Consider the following 18,790-nt stretch of genomic DNA (forward strand, 5'->3'; position numbering starts at 1 on the left):
CAGAACAGCAGCCCCGATTTTTTGTCCGGAACCAGCTTTTATCAGATATTGACAAAAAGCCTACGCTATAACGTTAGCACGGAACAGCGCCCGGCATTGCTCCGAACGAGCATGCCGGGCGCTGTTCCGCGTCATAAGCCAAATTCTCTCAGGCCGCCTACCTGCTCAAATCCGGCGCAATCGCCTCTGTCCTTCATTACCACGGTTCCATTTTTCATTAGAAGCACCGCCGAGCCGCAGCAGGGAAATTCCCGGATGACGCGCGTCATATCCCCCAGAAGCGGCGCCTTCAGCTCCTGCCCGCCGCCTGCGCGGACCCGGATCTCCAATCGGCAGCCGCCCTGCCGGGCAACCAGCCCGATATCGTTTCCGGACCGAAACACCCGCTCCAGACGGCCTCCGTAATAGGTCGCAAGGCGGTACTCCCGGCCGCTGATCCGGCAGACGCAAAGCAGTCCGGAAAACGAAAAGAGCCCAACCGGGACCCGCGCCGCGGCGAGCATGACGCTGTCTCCCGGTTGGGAAAAGCGATTCGACTGGTACCAGACCCACGCTTTCGGAAAAGATTTCCCCGCGTCCCGCTCGATATAGCCCGCTCCCCCCGCAAAATCCACTGTTTTTCCATTGATGTTCAGCTCGCCGTCAATCTTATGGTTCATGCTGACGACGTCGTGGCTGCATTCGAGAAACCGGAGATAGGAAAAGGGCCCCATAACCGTGGGGCAGTAAACGCTCCGGCGAATCGGCTGAAACGCGGAGTACCGCAGCCTGCCGGAGACCCGAATCCCGCCCTGCGAAACGGAGAGGTCCGCCCCGGCGGCGCTGAATACGCTGTCTCCAACGCTGACGAAAAGCTTTTTCGGGTCGGTGTGAAAAGATTCGGCCGGATATCGGAAAAAGCGGGATCCCTCCCGGGAAATCATCTGGAGGAACGCCGTGCATTTCCCATCGGACCCCGTCGCCAGCCCCGGGATGAAGGAATACACCCGCCCTTCCGCGCTGTGTTTGAAGTACCAGCCCTCAAAGCAGCGCGGACCGGCCGCGCCCGTCAGTCCGGCCCCCTCTTTTCCAGCGGAAGGAACGCGGGATTTCCCAGAACGTTCCCATCCGCGTCGAACCGGGACCCGTGACAGGGACAGTCCCACGTATGCTCTTCCGGATTCCACCGCAGAGGGCAGCGCATGTGCGTGCAGAATGGCTTGACCCCGTGCAGGTTCCCATCCTCGTCGCGGTAGGCTCCGATTTTCGCGCCGTCAAATTCCACGATCCCCCCTTCTCCGTCCTTCAGCTCCGCCACGCCGCCTTTGGGGATTTCCGTATATCCCCGCAAAAAATTCTCCGCCGTGTCCGCAGCCTCCCGAAAGAACTTCCCGGCCTGCATCCCAAGATCCACGCGTTTAGGCGAAAAGACATCGGCCACTTCGCTTTTGCCGGAAACAATCAGGTCAGACAGAAGGTTAGCCGCCGCCATGCTGCCCGTCATTCCCCATTTCCGGAAACCCGTCGCAAGATAGACGCGGTCGCCAAACTGCCGGTAGCGTCCGATCAGGGGAATCCCGTCGTTCGTTTCGCAGTCCTGCGCCGACCAGCGGCAGGCGACGGATGAGGCCGGGTAGAGCTTTTTCGCCTCCTCCTCCAGTTTCTCAAAGTGGGACACGTCGGTCTCATGCCCCGTCTTGTGCGCGCCCCATCCAAGCAGAAGAAGATCTTCTCCGTCCACGCGGGCGCTGCGGAACGAGAGCCCCGCATCCTCACAGTCAAGGTACATGCCGGCAAGCTCCGGGGCTCCCCGCAGGGCGGCAAGGTAGGAACGGTTCTGTACGATCCGTGCGAAATAGAACCCCTTCAGGTTGGTAAACGGGTAATGGGAACAAAGGAGAACGCTTTTGCCGTAAACATGGCCCGTTCCGGTCAGGATCCTGTTGTCGTCCAGGGCAACGGCCGGCGTGTTTTCATAGATCTTTACGCCGCGGTCCCGAAGGATCTCCGCGAGGCGGCAGGCGAATTTCATCGGGTGGAACTTTGCCTGCCCCGAAAACCGGACCGCCCCCAGTGTCGGAAACGGCAGTTCTTCGCACCGCTCCGTGAACGACGCTTCGATGGACAGCCGTCGGGCCGCCTCCGCCTCCTCCTTCACACGCTGCGCTCCCTCCGGCGTACAGGCATAAAGATAAGCGTCGCAGGGGACAAAATCGCAGTCGATGCTCTCCGTCCGCACGATCTGCACAAAGCGTGAGACCGCTTCTTCATTCGCCTTCGCATACTGCCAGGCGGCCTTGGTGCCCATCCCCTTTTCCAGCGCGGCGTAAATCAGGCCGTGCTGAGAAGTGATTTTCCCCGTCGTTCCTGCGGTCGTTCCGTTCAGGATTTTGCCCGCTTCAAGAATTACGATATCCCGCACCCCCTTGCGCAGCAGCTCGTAAGCGCACAAAAGGCCGCAGAGTCCTCCCCCTACAATCACCGCGTCAGCATTGCAGTCCCCGTTCAGCCTGGGGAACTCGGGTGGTTTTACCGTCTGCCAACAGGATTGAAACCGGTGCTCCTCCATCCTTTCGATCACATCCTTTTGCCATATTTTTACCGGCTTTGGGGAAATCATTCGCCCCTGGACCAATTCGTCCGACCCGATCCGCTAATCGGCGGTATCATGCCCAGTTTTCGTCAAGTCCCTCTTCCGCAATTATGCAAAACCATGAATTTTGAGCAAGAGATTGACTATTAGTCATTTTTGATTTATACTAGCAGCGCAAAGAATAAATGACCATTAGTCATTTTTTAAAAGGTGGTCTCTTATGGGAGGAAAACTGCTGGAAAATAAGAAAATCAAGATGGCAAAGCTCTACGACGCGGCCTACGACCTGTTCACCTCAAAGGGTGTCCACGCCACCGTGGTGGATGAAATCGTGCGCCGGGCCGGCGTGGCAAAGGGGACCTTCTACCTTTATTGCACGGATAAATACGACCTTGTGAACAAAGTGATCCTGAAAAGGACCTCCGGGATGCTCGAAAGGACCATGAAGGCGCTGGCGCATGAAAAAGAAAAGCGGTCCCTCAGTTTCCAGGAGAGCGTCGTCTTTTTCGTCGATTCCCTGGTCCAGGCGTTCCGGAACGACACCCCCTTCCTGGAGCTGGTTTTCAAAAACCTGTCCCCTTCCCTGTTCGAGCGCCTCTTCGGCTGTACGGAACTTGAGGATGTGCGCAGGGAGTTCGTTGAGAACTTCACGCTCGGCGGCGGCACCAGCGAAGCCGCGGGACAGCGCCTTTACCTGATCGTCTGCATGGTCGGCGCCGTCTGCTACAGTTCCCTCATCATGAATATGCCCTATGGATTTGACGAGGTCCGGCCGGAACTTTACCGGTCGATCGAGAAAATCCTCGCCTGAACATCCCGGCCCTGCCGCCGGATAGACTTGTATTCACAAGAAACGGAGAGATGCCGATTGCTTTCCCGATTTGCCAAAATTCTGACCCGCCACCCGACGGTGGTTGCTCTACTTGCCGTCCTGCTGTTGATTCCGTGCGCCTTCGGCTATTTTAAAACGGGGGTCAACTACGATATCCTGTCTTATCTCCCCAAAAACCTGGATTCCGTCAAGGGGGAAGACGTTCTGGAAGACACGTTCCACGACGCCGCGACCTCCATGCTGGTGATCGAGGGCATGCCGGAGAAGGACATCGCCGATTTAAAAGACAAAATCAAAAACGTCCCCGGCGTGAACGACTGCGTGTGGATCGACGACATCGCGGATCTGAGCGTCCCGAGAGACATGCTTCCCGATAAGGTAAAAGACCTGTTTTACAGCGACCGCTCCACCATGATGCTCATTACCTACAACGGCTCCACATCCTCCGAAGAAACGTTCGACGCCATCGCGAACATCAAGAAGCTGCTGAACAAACAGTGCTACCTCAGCGGCTTTTCCGCCATGCAGCGAGACATGAAAAACCTTCTGCTGGGAGAAATGCCGTTTTATATTCTGCTTGCGGGCGGGCTCTGCCTGGTCGTGATGTTGTTCTGCATGGAGTCCTGGGTTCTGCCGTTCGTTTTTCTGGGCGGCATCGGGATCGCCATTATTTACAATATGGGCACCAATGTTTTCCTCGGGGAAATTTCCTACATCACCCAGGCGATCGCGGCCGTCCTGCAGCTCGCCGTCACCATGGACTACTCCATCTTCCTGATCAACCGCTACGACGAGGAAACCCCGAAATTTGAGGACCGCCGCGACGCGATGGCCAGCGCGATCCAAAGCACGTTTCTGTCCCTCGCGGGCAGCTCGCTGACCACGGTAGCCGGATTTCTCGCGCTCTGCTTCATGGAGCTTACCATCGGCAAGGACATCGGCATCGTCATGATGAAGGGCGTCATCCTCGGCGTACTCAGCACCGTGACCGTTCTGCCGTCCCTGATCCTGCTGTTCGACAAGCCGATCCACAAATACAGGCACCGTCCTCTGATTCCAAAATTCGACCGGGGCGCGGACTTCCTGATCCGGCACCGCAGGGTCATGATCCTGCTGCTTCTGCTGCTGATCGGCCCTTCGTTCTACATGCAGTCCCACGCCGCGGTTTACTACAACCTGGACAAAACCCTGCCCGCGACGCTGGATTCCAGGGTCGCGACCGACAAGCTGAAAAAAGAATTCGACATGGCGACGACGCACTTCGTCATTCTCGACAACAATCTCCCGTCCTATAAAATGAAGGATATGATCGGGCAGATCAAAGATCTGGACGGCGTGAAAAACGTGCTGGGCTACGACGACCTGATCGGCCCGGCGGTGCCGGACGACTTCATCCCCCAGAAGGTCAAGGAACTCTGTAAAAAGGACGGGAAGCAGATCATCATGATCAATTCCCGCTATGCGGCTGCGGACAACAGCGAAAACGCCCAGATCGACCGGATCACAAAGATCACCAAGCAATTCGACCCCTCCTCCCAGGTGACGGGCGAGGGGGCTCTGACCAAGGACCTGGTTGAAATCGCGGACCACGACTTCACCGTGACGGGCTACATATCCGCCGTGCTGATGCTGGTGATCATCGCTTTGGTGTTCAAATCCGCCGCCGTTCCGTTCATTCTGGTATCGGTCATTGAGCTGGCCATATACATTAACCTCGGGGTGCCGTTCCTGACAGGCGAAACGATTCCGTTTATTTCCCCCATCGTCATCAACTGCGTGCAGATGGGCGCGACCGTCGACTACTCCATCCTGATGACCACGCGCTTCCAGGAGGAGCTGAAAGCGGGGAAGAGCCGCATGGAGGCGGTCCGGGCCGCCAGCGTCACTTCGTTCCCGTCCATCATCACCAGCTCGCTGGTGTTTTTCTGCGCGACCACGGGCGTTTCGTGGATCTCCCAGATGGGGATCATTTCAAGCATCTGCGCGATGCTCGCGCGCGGCGCCATCGTCAGCGCGGTGATCATCATCACCCTGCTGCCCGCCGTCCTTTACGTAACCGAGCCGTTCCTCCGGAAGCTGAGCTACCATTTTGACACCAACTGAAGATTCTTTCCGCAAAGGAGGTTTTTTACCATGAGAAAAAAGATCTGTTCCCGCGCAGGCCGGATCGGCTGCCTGTTGCTCGCCGTGATTTTTGCGGCGTCCGGGCCCACGGCGGCCGCGGCCAGCGGAGAATCGACCAAAAAGGACGAGACCGTCTACGTCAGCCTGAACGCCAGCGGCGGCGTGCTGAACACCACGGTCTCCGACTGGCTGCATTCCAACTCCGGCGCCGCCCGGGTCGCGGACCGGTCCAACCTGAAGGAGATCAAGAACGTAAAATCCTCGGAACAGCCCGTTCAAACCGGGGAAAGCCTGACCTGGTCCATGGCCGGCAGCGGCGGCAACGGGGCCGATATTTACTACCAGGGAACGACCGCCGCCGCGACGCCTTTGAAAATTTCCGTTTCCTACTCTCTGAACGGCAAATCTGTAACGCCGGAGGAAATCGCCGGAAAATCGGGCAAGGTGAAAATTCGGATCGATGTGAAAAACACCGACGCCCGCACCGTTTCCGTTAACGGGAAGAGCCTCGTGATGTACACGCCGATGACGGCGGTCGTGGCCGCCACCCTTCCGTCCGACACCTTCCGGAACGTTTCAGTCAGCAAGGGAAAAGTCATCTCCGACGGAAACAACCAGTTCGTCACGTTTCTCTGCATGCCGGGCCTCTCGGAAAGCCTTGACCTGAAAAACTGCGGCGTCGACGGATTCGACACGATCGACCTCCCGGAGAGCCTCGAAATCACGGCGGACGCGGCCAACTTCACCTTGGGCTCGATCGCCGTCGCGGCGACGCCGGAGCTGCCCGACGAGGACGACCTCGGCAGCGAGGGCAGCATCGACGACCTGAAAGACGACCTCGACAAGCTGGGCCAAATGCAGGACAATATCAATGAGGCCGACCCGGGCAAAGACATCCGTTCCCTGTTCACCAACCCGGACCGCACCGCGGCCGCGCGCCTGATCGTGGACGACGTGTTCGACTTTTACGACCTTGACACCGCCGCCCTGGACCTCCTGCCGAAATATGTGACCGATCAGAATATCAGCCTGTACGACCGCGTCACGTCGGACATCGACAAGGCAGACCTGAAATACGTGATGGACAACAAGGTCATCCGGGGGCTGAACGACCGCCTGACCGACCAGAATGTCGAGAAAGCCAAGACGCTGCTGGGGGATTACGACGACATCGAAACCTTCCAGATCGGCAAGCTGGACCGGGTGATCCACGTCCTGGACAAATACGATAAAAATTACGACCATCTGAACGACGCGATGAAAGACGCGAAGCACATCCTGAACCGCCTGGACGAAAGCGACGTCGACACGCTGGCCGCGCTGAGCGAAACGGACGTGCGAGACTCGCTCGCCAACACGCTGAAAAGCATGCAGGAGCTTTCCTCCTCCGGCCTGCTGTCCCCTTCGTTCCAGCTGAAGAACAACGATGTGAAGGCCCTGATGGAAGCAATTTTGAGCAATCATCCGGACTTGCTGGAAGAAGCCCTGGAAGGAAAGCTCTCCGCCATGGAAGACAAAAACGGCCTCATTCCGGTTTCTGACCTGCTCTCCATGCTGCAAAGCTCCGGGCTGGACAGCGCCGCGATCAATACCATTACGGCCAACATGACCGCCGCCGTCATGGGGGACCCTTCCTCCAACGCGGTGATCCCGCTGACGGATGTCCAATCCGTTTTAGGCCCCCTGCTAAGCAGCCTGCCGGCCGAGCAGCAGGCCGCGGTTATTCAGCAGCTCGCCGGAATGGCCGATGAAAGCGGGAACGTCGGAGTTCAGGACCTGCTCAGCCTTGCCGGTAGTCTGGGGCTTTCACTCGATGAGGGCACAACAGCCGAACTGGCCGAAAAGGTTCTGCTGCCGGAGGAGGAAGCGGGAGCACAGATACAGACGCTTCTTCAGGACGGCGATATCAAAGACGCTCTGCTTTCCGGCATGCTGGATTCTTCCACCATCTCCGGGCTGACGGATTCGCTGAACCGTCTGCTCTCAAGCTCCGCCAGCCTGAATTCGAGCCTGACAAAGCAGCTCGGCAGCGACTACGTTTCCAAGCTGACGGGCACCATGGCCAACATGGGCCACCTCAAGGGCTACATCGACGACCTTCAGGACGATCTCGACGATCTCGATGAAGATGACCAGGCGGACCTTGAGGATGATTTCGACGATGCAAAGGACCTGCTGCTGAACAAGGACGACATGGATTATCTGATCACCTGGGCCAAAAAGCTCAGAAGCATGAAGACCGACATGGACGGCAACACGGAGAACATCTCCATCCTGCGCGACCTGATCAATCTGAACGACGATCCGAAAATCAAGAATTTCCGCGCCACGGTGCCGGCTTTGCAGACGGATATGGACGACTCCAGACCGATTCTGGACGCGGTCAAGGCGGAACTTGACGAGCCGGCCAACAGCGCCAGCCTGCACAAGATGCCGGAGACGAGCGCGGTGCTGACCCGAATGGAAAACGACATCCGCAGGAACAGGGAAATCATGAATATTTTCCAGCTGACCACACAGCCGAACACGGTGTCGCTCTTTCAGGATACCTTCGCCAAGCTGGACGAATTCACGGAAAAGGGCACAACGGACAACATGCTCACCCTCCTGGATAAAAAGGACGCGTACACCGATCTGTCCGACCAGTACAAAATCTTTACCGAAGCCGCGGACGGCGCCGAGACCAGTGTGAAATTCGTCTATAAAACGGCCGAGATCAAAGAGCCTGAAAAAGCTGAGACAAAAGCGGTCCAGACCTCCGAATCCTCCGGCAGCTCCGGATCCGGTTCCGGATTCTGGGGACGGATCCGCTCCGCGTGGAATAATGCCGCGAGCACGATCAGCCGCCTGTTCTGAGGAATTGAAAAGCGGCGTAACACGGGCCCGGGCGGCCGGCATCAAAATGCCGGCCGCCCGGGCCCATTTCCACGCTCAAAAGCGCGGTATCTCTTTCCCTAGCTGACAACGACCGTTTCGCTGGCACAGCTGTTGGTCGTCGGATCGATCGCATAAATCCTCACCGTGCCCGCAGCGACCGCATGAATCTTACCGGTATCCCGGTCCACCGTGGCAATGGAGTCCGAGGATGAAATCCACAGCAATGTTGCCGCGTTTACCGTTACACCGTTCAGCGCAATACCGCTGATGGTATAGTCGGAACCAGCATTCATGGAGGCGGTCTGCTGTGGAAAAACCAATCCCACCGCACTGCTGGTAATGGTATGCGCCACGCTGGAGGTGCCGGAAACGGAAATCGGCAAAACCGCTGAAACCCAGTCGTCGGTCGCACCCTTCTTATACCAAAAGCTGACCGTCGTTTCGCCCGGGCTGACCGCCGTGACGACAACGCGGTTCTTGCTGTCGATGGAAGCGCATGCGACGGTGTCATCGCCAACGCCCAGATGCAGAACCCCGAAATAAGTGTCCGACAAATAGCTGCTGTTGGCCGCCAGGCTGACACCCGGCAGATTCACGGTGGAAACCGCGCTTTCCGCCGTCGTGGCGGAAGCCGTCATCACGGCCCACGTTCCGATCACAAAAACGGCCGTCAAGGCGGAAACCGCCAGTGGAATGAATTTTCTCAGGGATCGAATCCGGCTCATAGTGTTCTCCTCTCTGTCTTCCCGGTCACGCCTGCGCGACGTCTTCCTCATTGCCTTCAAAAAGTTCTCCGTCTATGATTTTAACAATTCTTTTGGCGCTGGTCGCAACATGCCGGTCGTGGGTAATCATGACAATCGTGTTTCCCATTTCGTTCAGCTGCTGAAACAGCTTCAGGACCTCCTCGCCCGTCGAGCGGTCCAGAGCGCCGGTCGGCTCGTCGGCAAGAAGAAGCTTCGGCGAGCCGACCAGCGCGCGCGCGATCGCCGTCCGCTGCTGCTGCCCGCCCGAAAGCTCGTTCGGCTTGTGTCCGGCTCGTTCCTTCATCCCGAGGAGGTCCAGCTTTTCCATGGAAAGGGCCTCCGCCTCCTTCCGCGACATTCCGCGGATCAGAAGAGGGATCATGGTGTTCTGCAGAACGGTATACTTCTGAATCAAATGATATTTCTGAAAAATGAAGCCGATCTGCTGATTCCTCAGAATCGTGAGCTGGGCATCGTTCATGCCGTTGACGTGGGACCCCGTCAGCCAGTATTCTCCCTCCTGAAAGCGGTCCATACATCCGATAATATTCATCAGCGTGCTCTTTCCGGAGCCCGATGGGCCGAGGATCGCAAGATATTCGCCGTCCATCACATCAAGGGAAATCCCTTTGAGTACTTCCAGCCTGTTTTCCCCCTGATTGTAGAATTTTTTAATCTGTTCCATCCGGATGATCTGTTCCAAACTTATTCCCCCGATGACACCCTACTCGGACAGCACCGCAACCTTTACGATCCCCTGCGTCCCGTCGCTGAGCGTTTTTTCTGTGATCTGCAAAATCATTCCCTTGGTGATGCTGGAAAAATCACGTGTCCTCTGAGTCATTTGAGCGGCCCCGGCCGTACCGCCGGAGCCTCCCGACTTTCCGCCCGACCCGGCCTGCGTCCTTCCGCTGCCTCCTGAAAACCCGCCGGCCGACGCACTGCCCTGCGCGTTCCCCTGCGAGCCTCCCTGTGAACCGCCCGTTCCGGAGGACCGCGAGCTTTCCGACCCGCCTTCGGCCAGGGTCAGTCCGACCGGGATCAAGAGCGTCTTGGTTTCACCTGTCAGGGCAATCAGGCCGGAAGATGAAGAATTTCCGCTTTTTTCCGACGCGGCGGACGAAGAGGCAGACGAAACCGCGGAGGAGGAATATCCTTTTCTGCTGGATGTTCTATTCTCAGCGCCCTTCAGGGTTCCGATGGCAAGCGTAACCTGATTTCCCACCACCGAAGTGACCTTGCCGACGATTTGAGTTCCTGCGGACTGATCTCCGGATAATGTTCCCGCCTGGACGCTTTTTTGATTCCCTTTGGAGCAGGCCGCGAGAGGGACCAGCAGCAAAGCCGCGCAAATCCACGCGCAGAACTTATGGGCAAATTTCATGGGGATTTCCTCCTATTCCTGTGTCAACGCTTCAATCGGCATCAAAGCCGCCGCTTTCCAAGCGGGGTAGAAGCCAAAAACAGTGCCCGTGCTGACTGCGAAGACCATCGAATAAAGCGCGCTGGCCGCAACCGGCTCGACCGTCATTCCACTCAGGCGCACAAGCGGGATCAGTGCAAAGCCTGAAACGACGCCCAGCAGGCCCCCAAAGACGCTGATAAAAGTCGCTTCCAGCAAAAATTGCAGCAGGATCACTTTTTTGGAGCTTCCCAGCGCTTTTAATATGCCGATTTCCTGCGTTCTCTCCTTGACCGAAACGAACATTACGTTCATAATCCCGATCCCGCCCACGATAAAGACGATGGCCGCTACGATCATCAGCAGCATGGACAGCGTTTTGGCGGAAGAGGTAGCCGACTCGAGCGTGCTGCCCGCATCCGTGACGTTAAAGGCGTTCTCCGACACACTGGAGTGGTTTTCCATGAGAACGGACTTGATTTCCGTTATTTTGTCGCTGACAGTGTTCACGTCGGAAGCGATCGCCATGATCTGCGGGTCCGCGTCTTTTCCGTAGATGTATTTAACCGCCGTCTGATAGGGGACAAAAATGGAGTCGTCTGGGCTGGTCCCGGAAGAGACGGAGCCCATCTCATTCAGGACGCCCACGATCTCATATTTTTTGCCCTCGATCGAGATGCTGTCGCCGTAGGCCGAATAGGCGCTGCCGAAGATGCTCTGCGCGACGGTATAACCGACGACCGCCACCTTGCTCTTGTCCTCGTCGTCCTCATCCGTTATGAATTCGCCCTGCAGCAGATCGAGATTGCACATATCCTGATAGGAGCTTTCCACCCCTACCACCGTCTCATCCGTCTCCTCGTCCAGCTCGCCGCCGTCCACGGAGCTGGTGTCGGACGTATACATGGAGACGTAGGAGAGGCCGGAGACCAGGGACTGGATATCCTCTTCATCCGTTGTCGTCAGCGTGACCGCTTTGCCGTTGGCACCCCCGCCGCCCATTCCGCCCGGCATCCCTCCGCCGAAGCTGCCTCCGCTTTTACGCGTGCTTCCGCCGCCGCCGGGCATTCCTCCGCCAGTCCCGCCGCCCGGCATTCCTCCGCCGGGAAATCCGCCGCCGCCCATCATGCCTCCCATCATCTGGTCCTGCATCTGGGCCGAAGTGCTTGCAGCCACGTTGATGGACCCCGCATTCAGGGTCTTATATTCGTTCTGCACCTCCACCTCACCGCCATGCCCGACGGCGATGACCATGATGATGGTCGCGGAGCCGACGATCACGCCGAGGGAAGTCAAAAATACCTTAAACTTGCTTTCCATGATATTGATCCAGACCAGATGCATGATTTCGCTCAAACGCATCTGGTTCATCGACAGTTTCCGCTTTGTCATTTGCTGCTCACCGTGCTTTCCGCCAGAACGGTCTCCCCTTTCTCCAGTCCGCTGGTAATTTCAACATTGGTCCCGTCGGAAAATCCCGTCTTCACCGTCTTTTTCGAGGTGCTGCCGTCGCTGTTTTTCACCAGCACGCTGGAAACGCCGTCCTGGAATGTAATCGCCCGGTCGCTGACATGCAGAACATTTTCCACCGCGTGCTGAACCATCGTCGCATCCGCGCTCATCCCGTCGTAAACCGTCCCGACATCCGAGACCTTTTCCGTGCTCTTCACCACAACCGTATAGGTGACGGAGGACGAGCCGCTCCGGGCGGGCTCCGCCGTGATGCTGTCCACCGCCGCGTCCAGCGTCTGATCGTCATAGGCGGAAAGGCTGATGGACGCCTCCTGGCCGACGCTTACATTGGTGATGTCATCCTCCGAAACGGAGACGGAAACGGAAATGGAATCGTTGCCGGAAATCGTCAGGATGGTTTCGTCCGCGGTGACGCTTTGCCCGCCCTTATAGGAAACACTCGCGACAATCCCATCGCACGGACTGCTGACAACGCCGTTGTTGGAAAGCGCGCTGTTGATCTCATCCATCTCATTCTGCAGCTTGTCATAGGAATCCTGAGCGACCGTGACGGCTTCATTGAGCTGGTTGACCGTCAGTTGGTAGGTACCCTCCGCGTTTTCCGCCGTACTCAGGTCCGTCTGCTCGGTCTGCTGCGCGCTGACGGAGGAAATCTCCGCGCTTTTCTGGGCTTTTTCCAGGTTATACTGATCCGTCTCCACGCTGGCCTTCAGAGACGTGACCTTATCGTCGATTTCCGTCTTCGACATTTCCGTGTCGTTGGATTTGTACTTATCTTCGAATGTCTCTTTATAGTCGTTGTAGGCGGAGGAATAATTGGTGTATTCCGCCGTATACTGCGCGACCTTGCTCTCCAGCGCCTGTTTCTGCGTGATCACCGTATTGGCGATGGTGTCGTAGTAAGCATCGTAGGAATCGCGTGCCTCGTCCAGCATGTCATCCCATTCGTCCTCGTCGTAGCCGTCGACCGTCGTGTCGCCCCTTTTCGCCGCGAGATACTTTTGCTCATCGGTGTCGACGGCGGATTTCAGGCTTTCATAGGTGCTGATGACGCTGTCATTGTCGTCCTCAAAATCGCTGAGCTGCGTCTCGTAGCTGGTCTTGCAGCTTTGGGCGTCATTCATCCATTTTTCAAGGTCCTGCAGCTTCCCGTAGTCCGCCGCCCAGCTTTTCTGCAGCGTCTCGTATTCGGCAAGGCTCTTCTGGTCGCTCTGCAGCGTGCTCTGAGCCGAAGAGATGTCATGGGCGATCTGAGCCTGCGTCAGTTCCCGCGTGATGGGCGCGGAGGTCGCCAGATATTTGCTCGCCTCGTAGGTGATTTTTGCGGTTTCCAGCTTCGCCTTCTGGTCGTTGAGCGCCGACTGGAGCGAAATTTTCGCTTCCTCCAGCTTCTGCCTGGTATCCGAGCTGCCGTCGGCCACGCTGTTCAGGTCGATCTGAAGAATGGGGTCCCCTTTTTTAACCGAAGTTCCGGACTTGACCAGAACGGAGCCAATCTCACAGTCAATGGGCAGAGCAACCGTTTCATCCTCCAAAGCCACCGTTCCGGATTCCGTCGTGCCGACCGTGACGTCGCCCTCGCTGACGGTATATTCCCGGTAAGACGTTTCGCTTTGAGAGGACTTGCCCTTCCAAAGCGTGAAAACTGCAATCAGAATTCCGACTGAAGCCACCACTCCGACGGTCACAAGGATGGCAATCCGCTTGTGCAGTTTAGCGAAATCCTTTACTGCGCCCATTTTCCCATGCATCACAGAACCTCCGATTCTTCCGATCCCTTAGTCTGGAATTTATTACTAATGTTACTGGAAGAATATGAGGAAAGATTGAAATGCAAATGAGAAAAACATGAAAAAAAGCCGAACCGTCCTTACGGTTCGGCTTTTTCTTTCTCCTGGCGGCAGGGGCCGTGAAGGTTCGGCAGGCAAACGGTGAATTTTGTCCCCTGACCGGGCCGGCTTTCCACTCTGATCTCTCCCCTGTGCCGTTCGACGATCCACTTCGCAATGGAAAGGCCCAGGCCGGAGGACCCTTTTCCCCTGGTCCTCGCCTCGTCAGCCTTGTAAAAACGGTCGAAAATATGCGGAAGGTCTTTTTCCGAAATTCCGATTCCGGTATCCGCGACCTCCAGCTCCACGCGCCCCTCCCTCTCCCGGCAGGAGATGGTAATGTCCCCGCCCGGCGGCGTGTATTTGATGCTGTTGTCGACGATCGCGCGCAAAGCCTGCTTCAAAAGGGCGTAATCCGCGGTCAGGAACACTTCGTCGTCGATCCGCTCGGTCAGCCGATGGTTTTCGTCGATCATTCGCGTCTCTTCCGCGATCTCCCGCATCATTTCGGTGACGCTAAACCGCTCGAAGCGCACATGCTGTGTCTTCCGGTCCGCGCGGGCGAGAAACAGGAGACGGTCCACCAGCTGCTGCATGTTGCCGGTCTCCTCAATGATCTTCTGAACGGATTCCTGAAGCACGTCCGGATTCTCGCTGCCCCACCGGCGGAGCAGGTTCGCGTAACCCGACACGACGGAAAGAGGCGTGCGCAGTTCGTGGGACGCGTCGGAAACAAAGCGGTTCTGCTTCTCATACGATTCCTGGATCCGGTCCAGCATGCCGTTGAACGTTTCCGCCAGCTCCCGGAACTCATCGTGGGAATCCACCGTGTCGATCCGCGTGCTCAGGTCGCTTGCCGTGATCGAGCGCGCCGTTTGGGTCATGTCGTACACGGGTCTCAGCATTTTGCGGATCAGCACTCCGCCGAATACGGCGGAAAGCAAAAGCAGCAGAACAATCAGCGCGATAAAAGCGCCGACCGACAGGCCGTTAAGGCCCGGATAGTCGCTGCTGACCACACGGATCATCAGATGCCGCGCAGGCGCGTTGACTCTTCGCACGGTATCCATATGCCCCGCCACATTGATGCCCGCATCGCCGTAGGAGGTGATGCGGCCCGTATCGGTATCTTTGATTTCAATATAGATCCGGTTCGCCTCGGCAAAACTTTTCAGTCCCGTTTCCGGGTCCGCGTCAAAATCCGAAGAACGGGAACCGAAAGGATTGTCCGGCTCCGGCAGTTTGGGCCTTTCATACCGCCCGGACACAAAGGAGGCGAGCTTGTCAAGATTTTGAGACCGCACGGCATAGGTCGTGTAGGCGCTGGTCAGGCCGACCACCACCGCGACCAGGATCAGGCTGAAAAGGAGCGTATAAACCGCCGCTGTCTTAAAGGCAAAGGGAATCCGGATCCTCTTTGCCTCGCGGCCGCGGCGGTGAAAAATTTTATATTTCATAAGTTTTGATAATATACCCCACACCCCGTATGGTATGGATCAGCTCGATGTGAAACCGGTAGTCGATCTTATTGCGGAGATACCGGATATAGACGTCCACCAGATTGGTTTCGCCGCTGAAATCGTATTCCCATACCTTTTCCATCAGTTTGTCGCGGGAACAGACGATATCGTGGTTTTCCATCAGGTAACAGAGAAGGTCAAACTCCCGCTTCGTCAGCTGGATCGGCTGGCCGTCATAGCCGGCCTCGCGGGTGGAACGGTCCACGGTAAGAAGGCCGATCTGCAAAACATTCCTTCTGCCGCCCTCTGCGGTCCCGTTCTTCTTCAGCGCGGCCCGCATGCGGGCGAGCAACTCCTCAATGGCGAACGGCTTGGTCAGATAATCGTCGGCTCCGCCGTCCAGGCCAAGCACCTTGTCGCTGACGGCGTCCCTCGCGGTCAGCATGATGACCGGCGTATCCGAAACCCTGCGGAATTTCTGCAAAACCTCCATGCCGTCCAGCCCGGGCAGCATGATATCCAGCAGGACCAAATCGAATTTCTCCTGCGTCGCGCGCTGCAAGCCGCGCAGCCCGTCGTATTCCTTTTCGACCGAATACCCCTCGTGCTCCAGCTCCAACTGCAGAAAACGCACGCTGTTCCGGTCGTCGTCAATGATCAGGACCCTGTTCCGAGCCATCTTCCTTCCCCGCTTTCGCCGCCTTACTATTTCAGCATAGAAGAAAAATATGAGGAAGATATAAAAAGGTTATGAAAATTACATGAGAAAAGTATCCTGCCCCGCCTGCAGCACATCCCCGCTGTCCGACAGGGAAAGCGTGCGTTCCATCAGCTCCTGCGCAAAAAGCTCCAGGAACCGGCTGTAGTCGTCCGCGGTAAACGACACCGCGGAAAGCACGGAAGTCCCTGCGGAAGCCGCCGCGGCCGTTCCGCTCTCCGCCGCCCCGGAGGGGACGGAAACGTCCCCTCCGGCATAGGACAGAACCTTTTCCACATAATTCTGCGTCTCGCTGAACGGAGGCACGCCGCCGTACTTGTCCACGTTTCCGCTGCCCGCGTTGTAGGCGGCGACCGCCAGCTTTGCGTCGCCGTATTTTCCGAGCAGCGAGCCGAGGTACTTCGCCCCTCCCATGATATTCTGCTCCGGATCGAACGAATCCGTCACGCCGAGGGATCTCGCCGTCGACGGCATTAGCTGCATGATCCCCTGCGCGCCGCAGCGTGAAACCGCGTCCGCCTGAAACCCGGATTCCGCCTTCGCAACCGCCTTCAGCAGATTTTCCGGAACGCCGTACGTCCGGGAAGCGCGATCAAAAATATCGTCCAGCCCCTGCCCGCCGCTCACCGCGTTTTTCAGCGCGGCGGCAAAGCCGCCCGTCCCGGAACTCGTCCGGGCTGCCTGGACCGCCCGTGCCGTCTGGCACCGGGCGGAGAAAACCGCTTCTGTTTTCATTTGGAAATTCCCTCTTTTTCCCGCTCTTTTTTCTTATCATACCTTAATTTTTCCCAAAAATCAATGGCGCGGGCGGGATTTCTTCCTTTCACTGCAAAACGGCTCTCCACATAGTATGAATCAGACGTTCATTCTGAAAAAGGGGGAACCGGAAATGTCTTTCGGAATCGCGCTGGCCGGCGGCGGCATCCGGGGCGCGGCGCATGTGGGGGTCCTTCTCGCTCTGGAGGAAAACGGCCTGTGCCCGGGATCCGTCGCGGGCACCAGCGCCGGCGGAATCGTGGCGGGGCTCTATGCAGCCGGTCTTTCCGCGGCCCGCATGAAAGAGATGGTCCTCAAATTTTCCGGCGGCGGGGCGGAGTTCTTCGACCCGGATCTCTCCGGGCTGGCCACCATGATCCCAAGCCTTCTGGTCCGCAGGACCTCCGGCTTCTCCGGGCTGCTGAAGGGAAACCGTCTGGAAAATTATCTGTACCGACTGACAGAAGGGAAATTCCTTTCCGAATCGCGCGTCCGGGTCGTGATCCCCAGCGTGGACCTCTGTTCCGGCGACACCGTCGCCTGCACCAATACATTGAAGGGGATCCGCCCGCTCCGCCGGGTCAGGTGGACGGACCGGATGCGCTTTTCCGAGGCAATGCGCGCCACCGCGTCGCTGCCCGCCGTGTTCCGGCCGAAGATCATCGACCACATGTGCCTGGTCGACGGCGGCGTGACCGACGTCCTGCCGGTCGACCTGCTGATCGCGGCCGGGGAGCGGAACGTCCTCGCGGTGGACGTTTCGGAGGATTACAAAATGCCGGAAAACATCAGCCTGATCGAGGTGGCGTCGCATTCCCTCGCGATCATGGAAACCCGCCTGCGCGAGTGCGTCACGCGCGGGGAGAAAATGCTTCTCGACCCCGACCTGCCCGAAACCGACGGGGTCTTAAACCTCCGCCAGATGCCCATGTGCATGGAGGCCGGGTACCGCGCCGCCAAACGCGCAATGCCCCGCATCCGGAGCCTGTTCGCATAGAAAAAAAGAGGAGCCGCTGTCAGCCGGCTCCTCTCTCGTTTTAATTTATTCACGGACCGGATGCTCCTGCAGGTACCGCAGCGCGGAATGCGCGGCGTTCGCCCCGTCGGAAACCGCCGTCACGATCTGGTACAGCGCCTTTTTCCGCAGGTCCCCGGCGGCAAACACGCCCGGAAGCGGCGTTTCGCAGGTTTCCGGCGCTTCGACGAAGCCGTCTTTCAAAGGGAGAACGCCTTCCAGCAGGCGGGTGTTCGGCTGAACGCCGATGGACACGAAGACGCCGTCGACATCCAGGACCTTCCCCTTTTCTCCGCCCCGGTCTTTCAGGACCAGATGTTCCACCTTCTGGGAGCCCTGGATCTCCGCGGCCTGATACCCATACAGGAACTCGATGTTGCCGCGTTCCCGCGCCCGTTCGCTCAGGTACTCCATCGCGCGGAGCTTTTCCCCGCGCACGACGACGAGGACTTTTTTGCACAGGCCGGAAAGCTCGACCGCGTCGCCGATCGCCGTGTTGCCGCCCCCGATCACCGCGACCGCCCGGTTCCGGAAGAAATTGCCGTCGCAGGTCGCGCAGTAGGAGACGCCCCGGCCCGCAAATTCCTGTTCCCCCGGCACGTTCAGCTTTCTGCGCTCCGAGCCCTGCGCCAGAATGACGGCTTTCGCCCGATATTCGTTCCCCGCCGCGCGCACGGCCTTCACCGCCCCGGAAAGCTCCAGTTTCTCCGCGCTTTCCTCCACGATCCGCACCCCGGCGGAGCGGACATGCTCCAGCAGCCTTTGCGCCAGATCGGACCCGTAGATCGTGGAAAAGCCGGGGTAATTCTCCACGACATTGGTGTAAGCCACCTGCCCGCCCTGTGCGGGACCCGTCAAAAGCACCGTCGAAAGCCCCGCGCGGGCCGCATAGATCGCCGCGGTCATTCCCGCCGGCCCGCCGCCCGAAATCAACACGTCATACAGCATATCCCGCACCCCGCATCCGTCAAAATTCCGCTTCCGCA

General features: G+C 58.0%; 15 protein-coding genes. 4 read left to right on the top strand and 11 right to left on the bottom strand.

Annotated elements, in window-relative coordinates:
• Positions 1–131: 131 nt before the first annotated feature.
• Both VA597_RS15235 and VA597_RS15240 read right to left on the bottom strand, forming a co-directional pair.
• On the bottom strand, positions 132–1,145 hold the full coding sequence (locus VA597_RS15235) for a tocopherol cyclase family protein (protein WP_128743776.1): 1,014 nt from the start codon (positions 1,143–1,145) through the stop codon (positions 132–134).
• Positions 1,049–2,560, bottom strand: coding sequence for an FAD-dependent oxidoreductase (locus tag VA597_RS15240; protein ID WP_326974835.1), 1,512 nt, complete (start codon positions 2,558–2,560; stop codon positions 1,049–1,051). The genes VA597_RS15235 and VA597_RS15240 overlap by 97 nt, the downstream gene beginning before the upstream one ends.
• A 232-nt stretch (positions 2,561–2,792) precedes the next feature.
• On the opposite strand from VA597_RS15240, the gene VA597_RS15245 reads away from it, so the two are divergent.
• From VA597_RS15245 to VA597_RS15255, 3 genes are read left to right on the top strand one after another with little or no spacing between them, the layout of a single operon-like run.
• Positions 2,793–3,383 carry a TetR/AcrR family transcriptional regulator gene (locus VA597_RS15245; protein ID WP_128743778.1) on the top strand — a complete coding sequence of 197 codons (591 nt, stop codon included), beginning with the start codon at positions 2,793–2,795 and terminating at the stop codon, positions 3,381–3,383.
• A 57-nt stretch (positions 3,384–3,440) separates the two neighbouring features.
• Positions 3,441–5,507 carry an efflux RND transporter permease subunit gene (locus VA597_RS15250; protein WP_128743779.1) on the top strand — a complete coding sequence of 689 codons (2,067 nt, stop codon included), beginning with the start codon at positions 3,441–3,443 and terminating at the stop codon, positions 5,505–5,507.
• Between the two features lie 30 nt (positions 5,508–5,537).
• Entirely contained in the window at positions 5,538–8,384 is a 2,847-nt protein-coding gene (locus VA597_RS15255) for a hypothetical protein (protein WP_128743780.1), read from the top strand.
• 98 nt (positions 8,385–8,482) lie between these two features.
• On the opposite strand, the gene VA597_RS15260 is transcribed toward VA597_RS15255, so the two are convergent.
• The 8 genes from VA597_RS15260 to VA597_RS15295 form a co-directional block, all read right to left on the bottom strand.
• Positions 8,483–9,130: a pilus assembly protein N-terminal domain-containing protein gene (locus tag VA597_RS15260; RefSeq protein ID WP_164919093.1), complete on the bottom strand. Its 648-nt coding sequence runs from the start codon at positions 9,128–9,130 to the stop codon at positions 8,483–8,485.
• A gap of 25 nt (positions 9,131–9,155) precedes the next feature.
• Complete coding sequence (locus VA597_RS15265; RefSeq protein WP_326974836.1) at positions 9,156–9,854, bottom strand: ABC transporter ATP-binding protein; 699 nt, start codon at positions 9,852–9,854, stop codon at positions 9,156–9,158.
• 21 nt (positions 9,855–9,875) lie between these two features.
• Entirely contained in the window at positions 9,876–10,535 is a 660-nt protein-coding gene (locus VA597_RS15270) for a hypothetical protein (protein WP_128743782.1), read from the bottom strand.
• A gap of 12 nt (positions 10,536–10,547) precedes the next feature.
• Positions 10,548–11,945, bottom strand: coding sequence for an ABC transporter permease (locus tag VA597_RS15275; RefSeq protein WP_243112545.1), 1,398 nt, complete (start codon positions 11,943–11,945; stop codon positions 10,548–10,550).
• Complete coding sequence (locus VA597_RS15280; RefSeq protein ID WP_128743783.1) at positions 11,942–13,777, bottom strand: HlyD family efflux transporter periplasmic adaptor subunit; 1,836 nt, start codon at positions 13,775–13,777, stop codon at positions 11,942–11,944. Before VA597_RS15280 ends, VA597_RS15275 begins: the two co-directional genes overlap by 4 nt.
• Before the next feature lie 119 nt (positions 13,778–13,896).
• On the bottom strand, positions 13,897–15,312 hold the full coding sequence (locus VA597_RS15285; protein WP_128743784.1) for a HAMP domain-containing sensor histidine kinase: 1,416 nt from the start codon (positions 15,310–15,312) through the stop codon (positions 13,897–13,899).
• The gene (locus VA597_RS15290; RefSeq protein ID WP_128743785.1) at positions 15,302–15,994 is read right to left on the bottom strand and encodes a response regulator transcription factor; all 693 of its coding nucleotides are present in this window, start codon (positions 15,992–15,994) and stop codon (positions 15,302–15,304) included. Before VA597_RS15290 ends, VA597_RS15285 begins: the two co-directional genes overlap by 11 nt.
• 78 nt (positions 15,995–16,072) lie before the next feature.
• Positions 16,073–16,768, bottom strand: coding sequence for a lytic transglycosylase domain-containing protein (locus VA597_RS15295; RefSeq protein ID WP_128743786.1), 696 nt, complete (start codon positions 16,766–16,768; stop codon positions 16,073–16,075).
• A 115-nt stretch (positions 16,769–16,883) separates the two neighbouring features.
• On the opposite strand from VA597_RS15295, the gene VA597_RS15300 reads away from it, so the two are divergent.
• Entirely contained in the window at positions 16,884–17,786 is a 903-nt protein-coding gene (locus VA597_RS15300) for a patatin-like phospholipase family protein (protein ID WP_326974837.1), read from the top strand.
• A gap of 45 nt (positions 17,787–17,831) precedes the next feature.
• Here VA597_RS15300 and VA597_RS15305 read toward each other — a convergent pair whose 3' ends face one another.
• A complete protein-coding gene (locus tag VA597_RS15305) occupies positions 17,832–18,752 on the bottom strand; it encodes an NAD(P)/FAD-dependent oxidoreductase (protein ID WP_243112546.1) in 921 nt (306 codons plus the stop codon).
• Between the last annotated feature and the right edge of the window lie 38 nt (positions 18,753–18,790).

Source organism: Caproicibacter sp. BJN0012 (assembly GCF_035986805.1).
GTDB lineage: Bacteria > Bacillota > Clostridia > Oscillospirales > Acutalibacteraceae > Caproicibacter.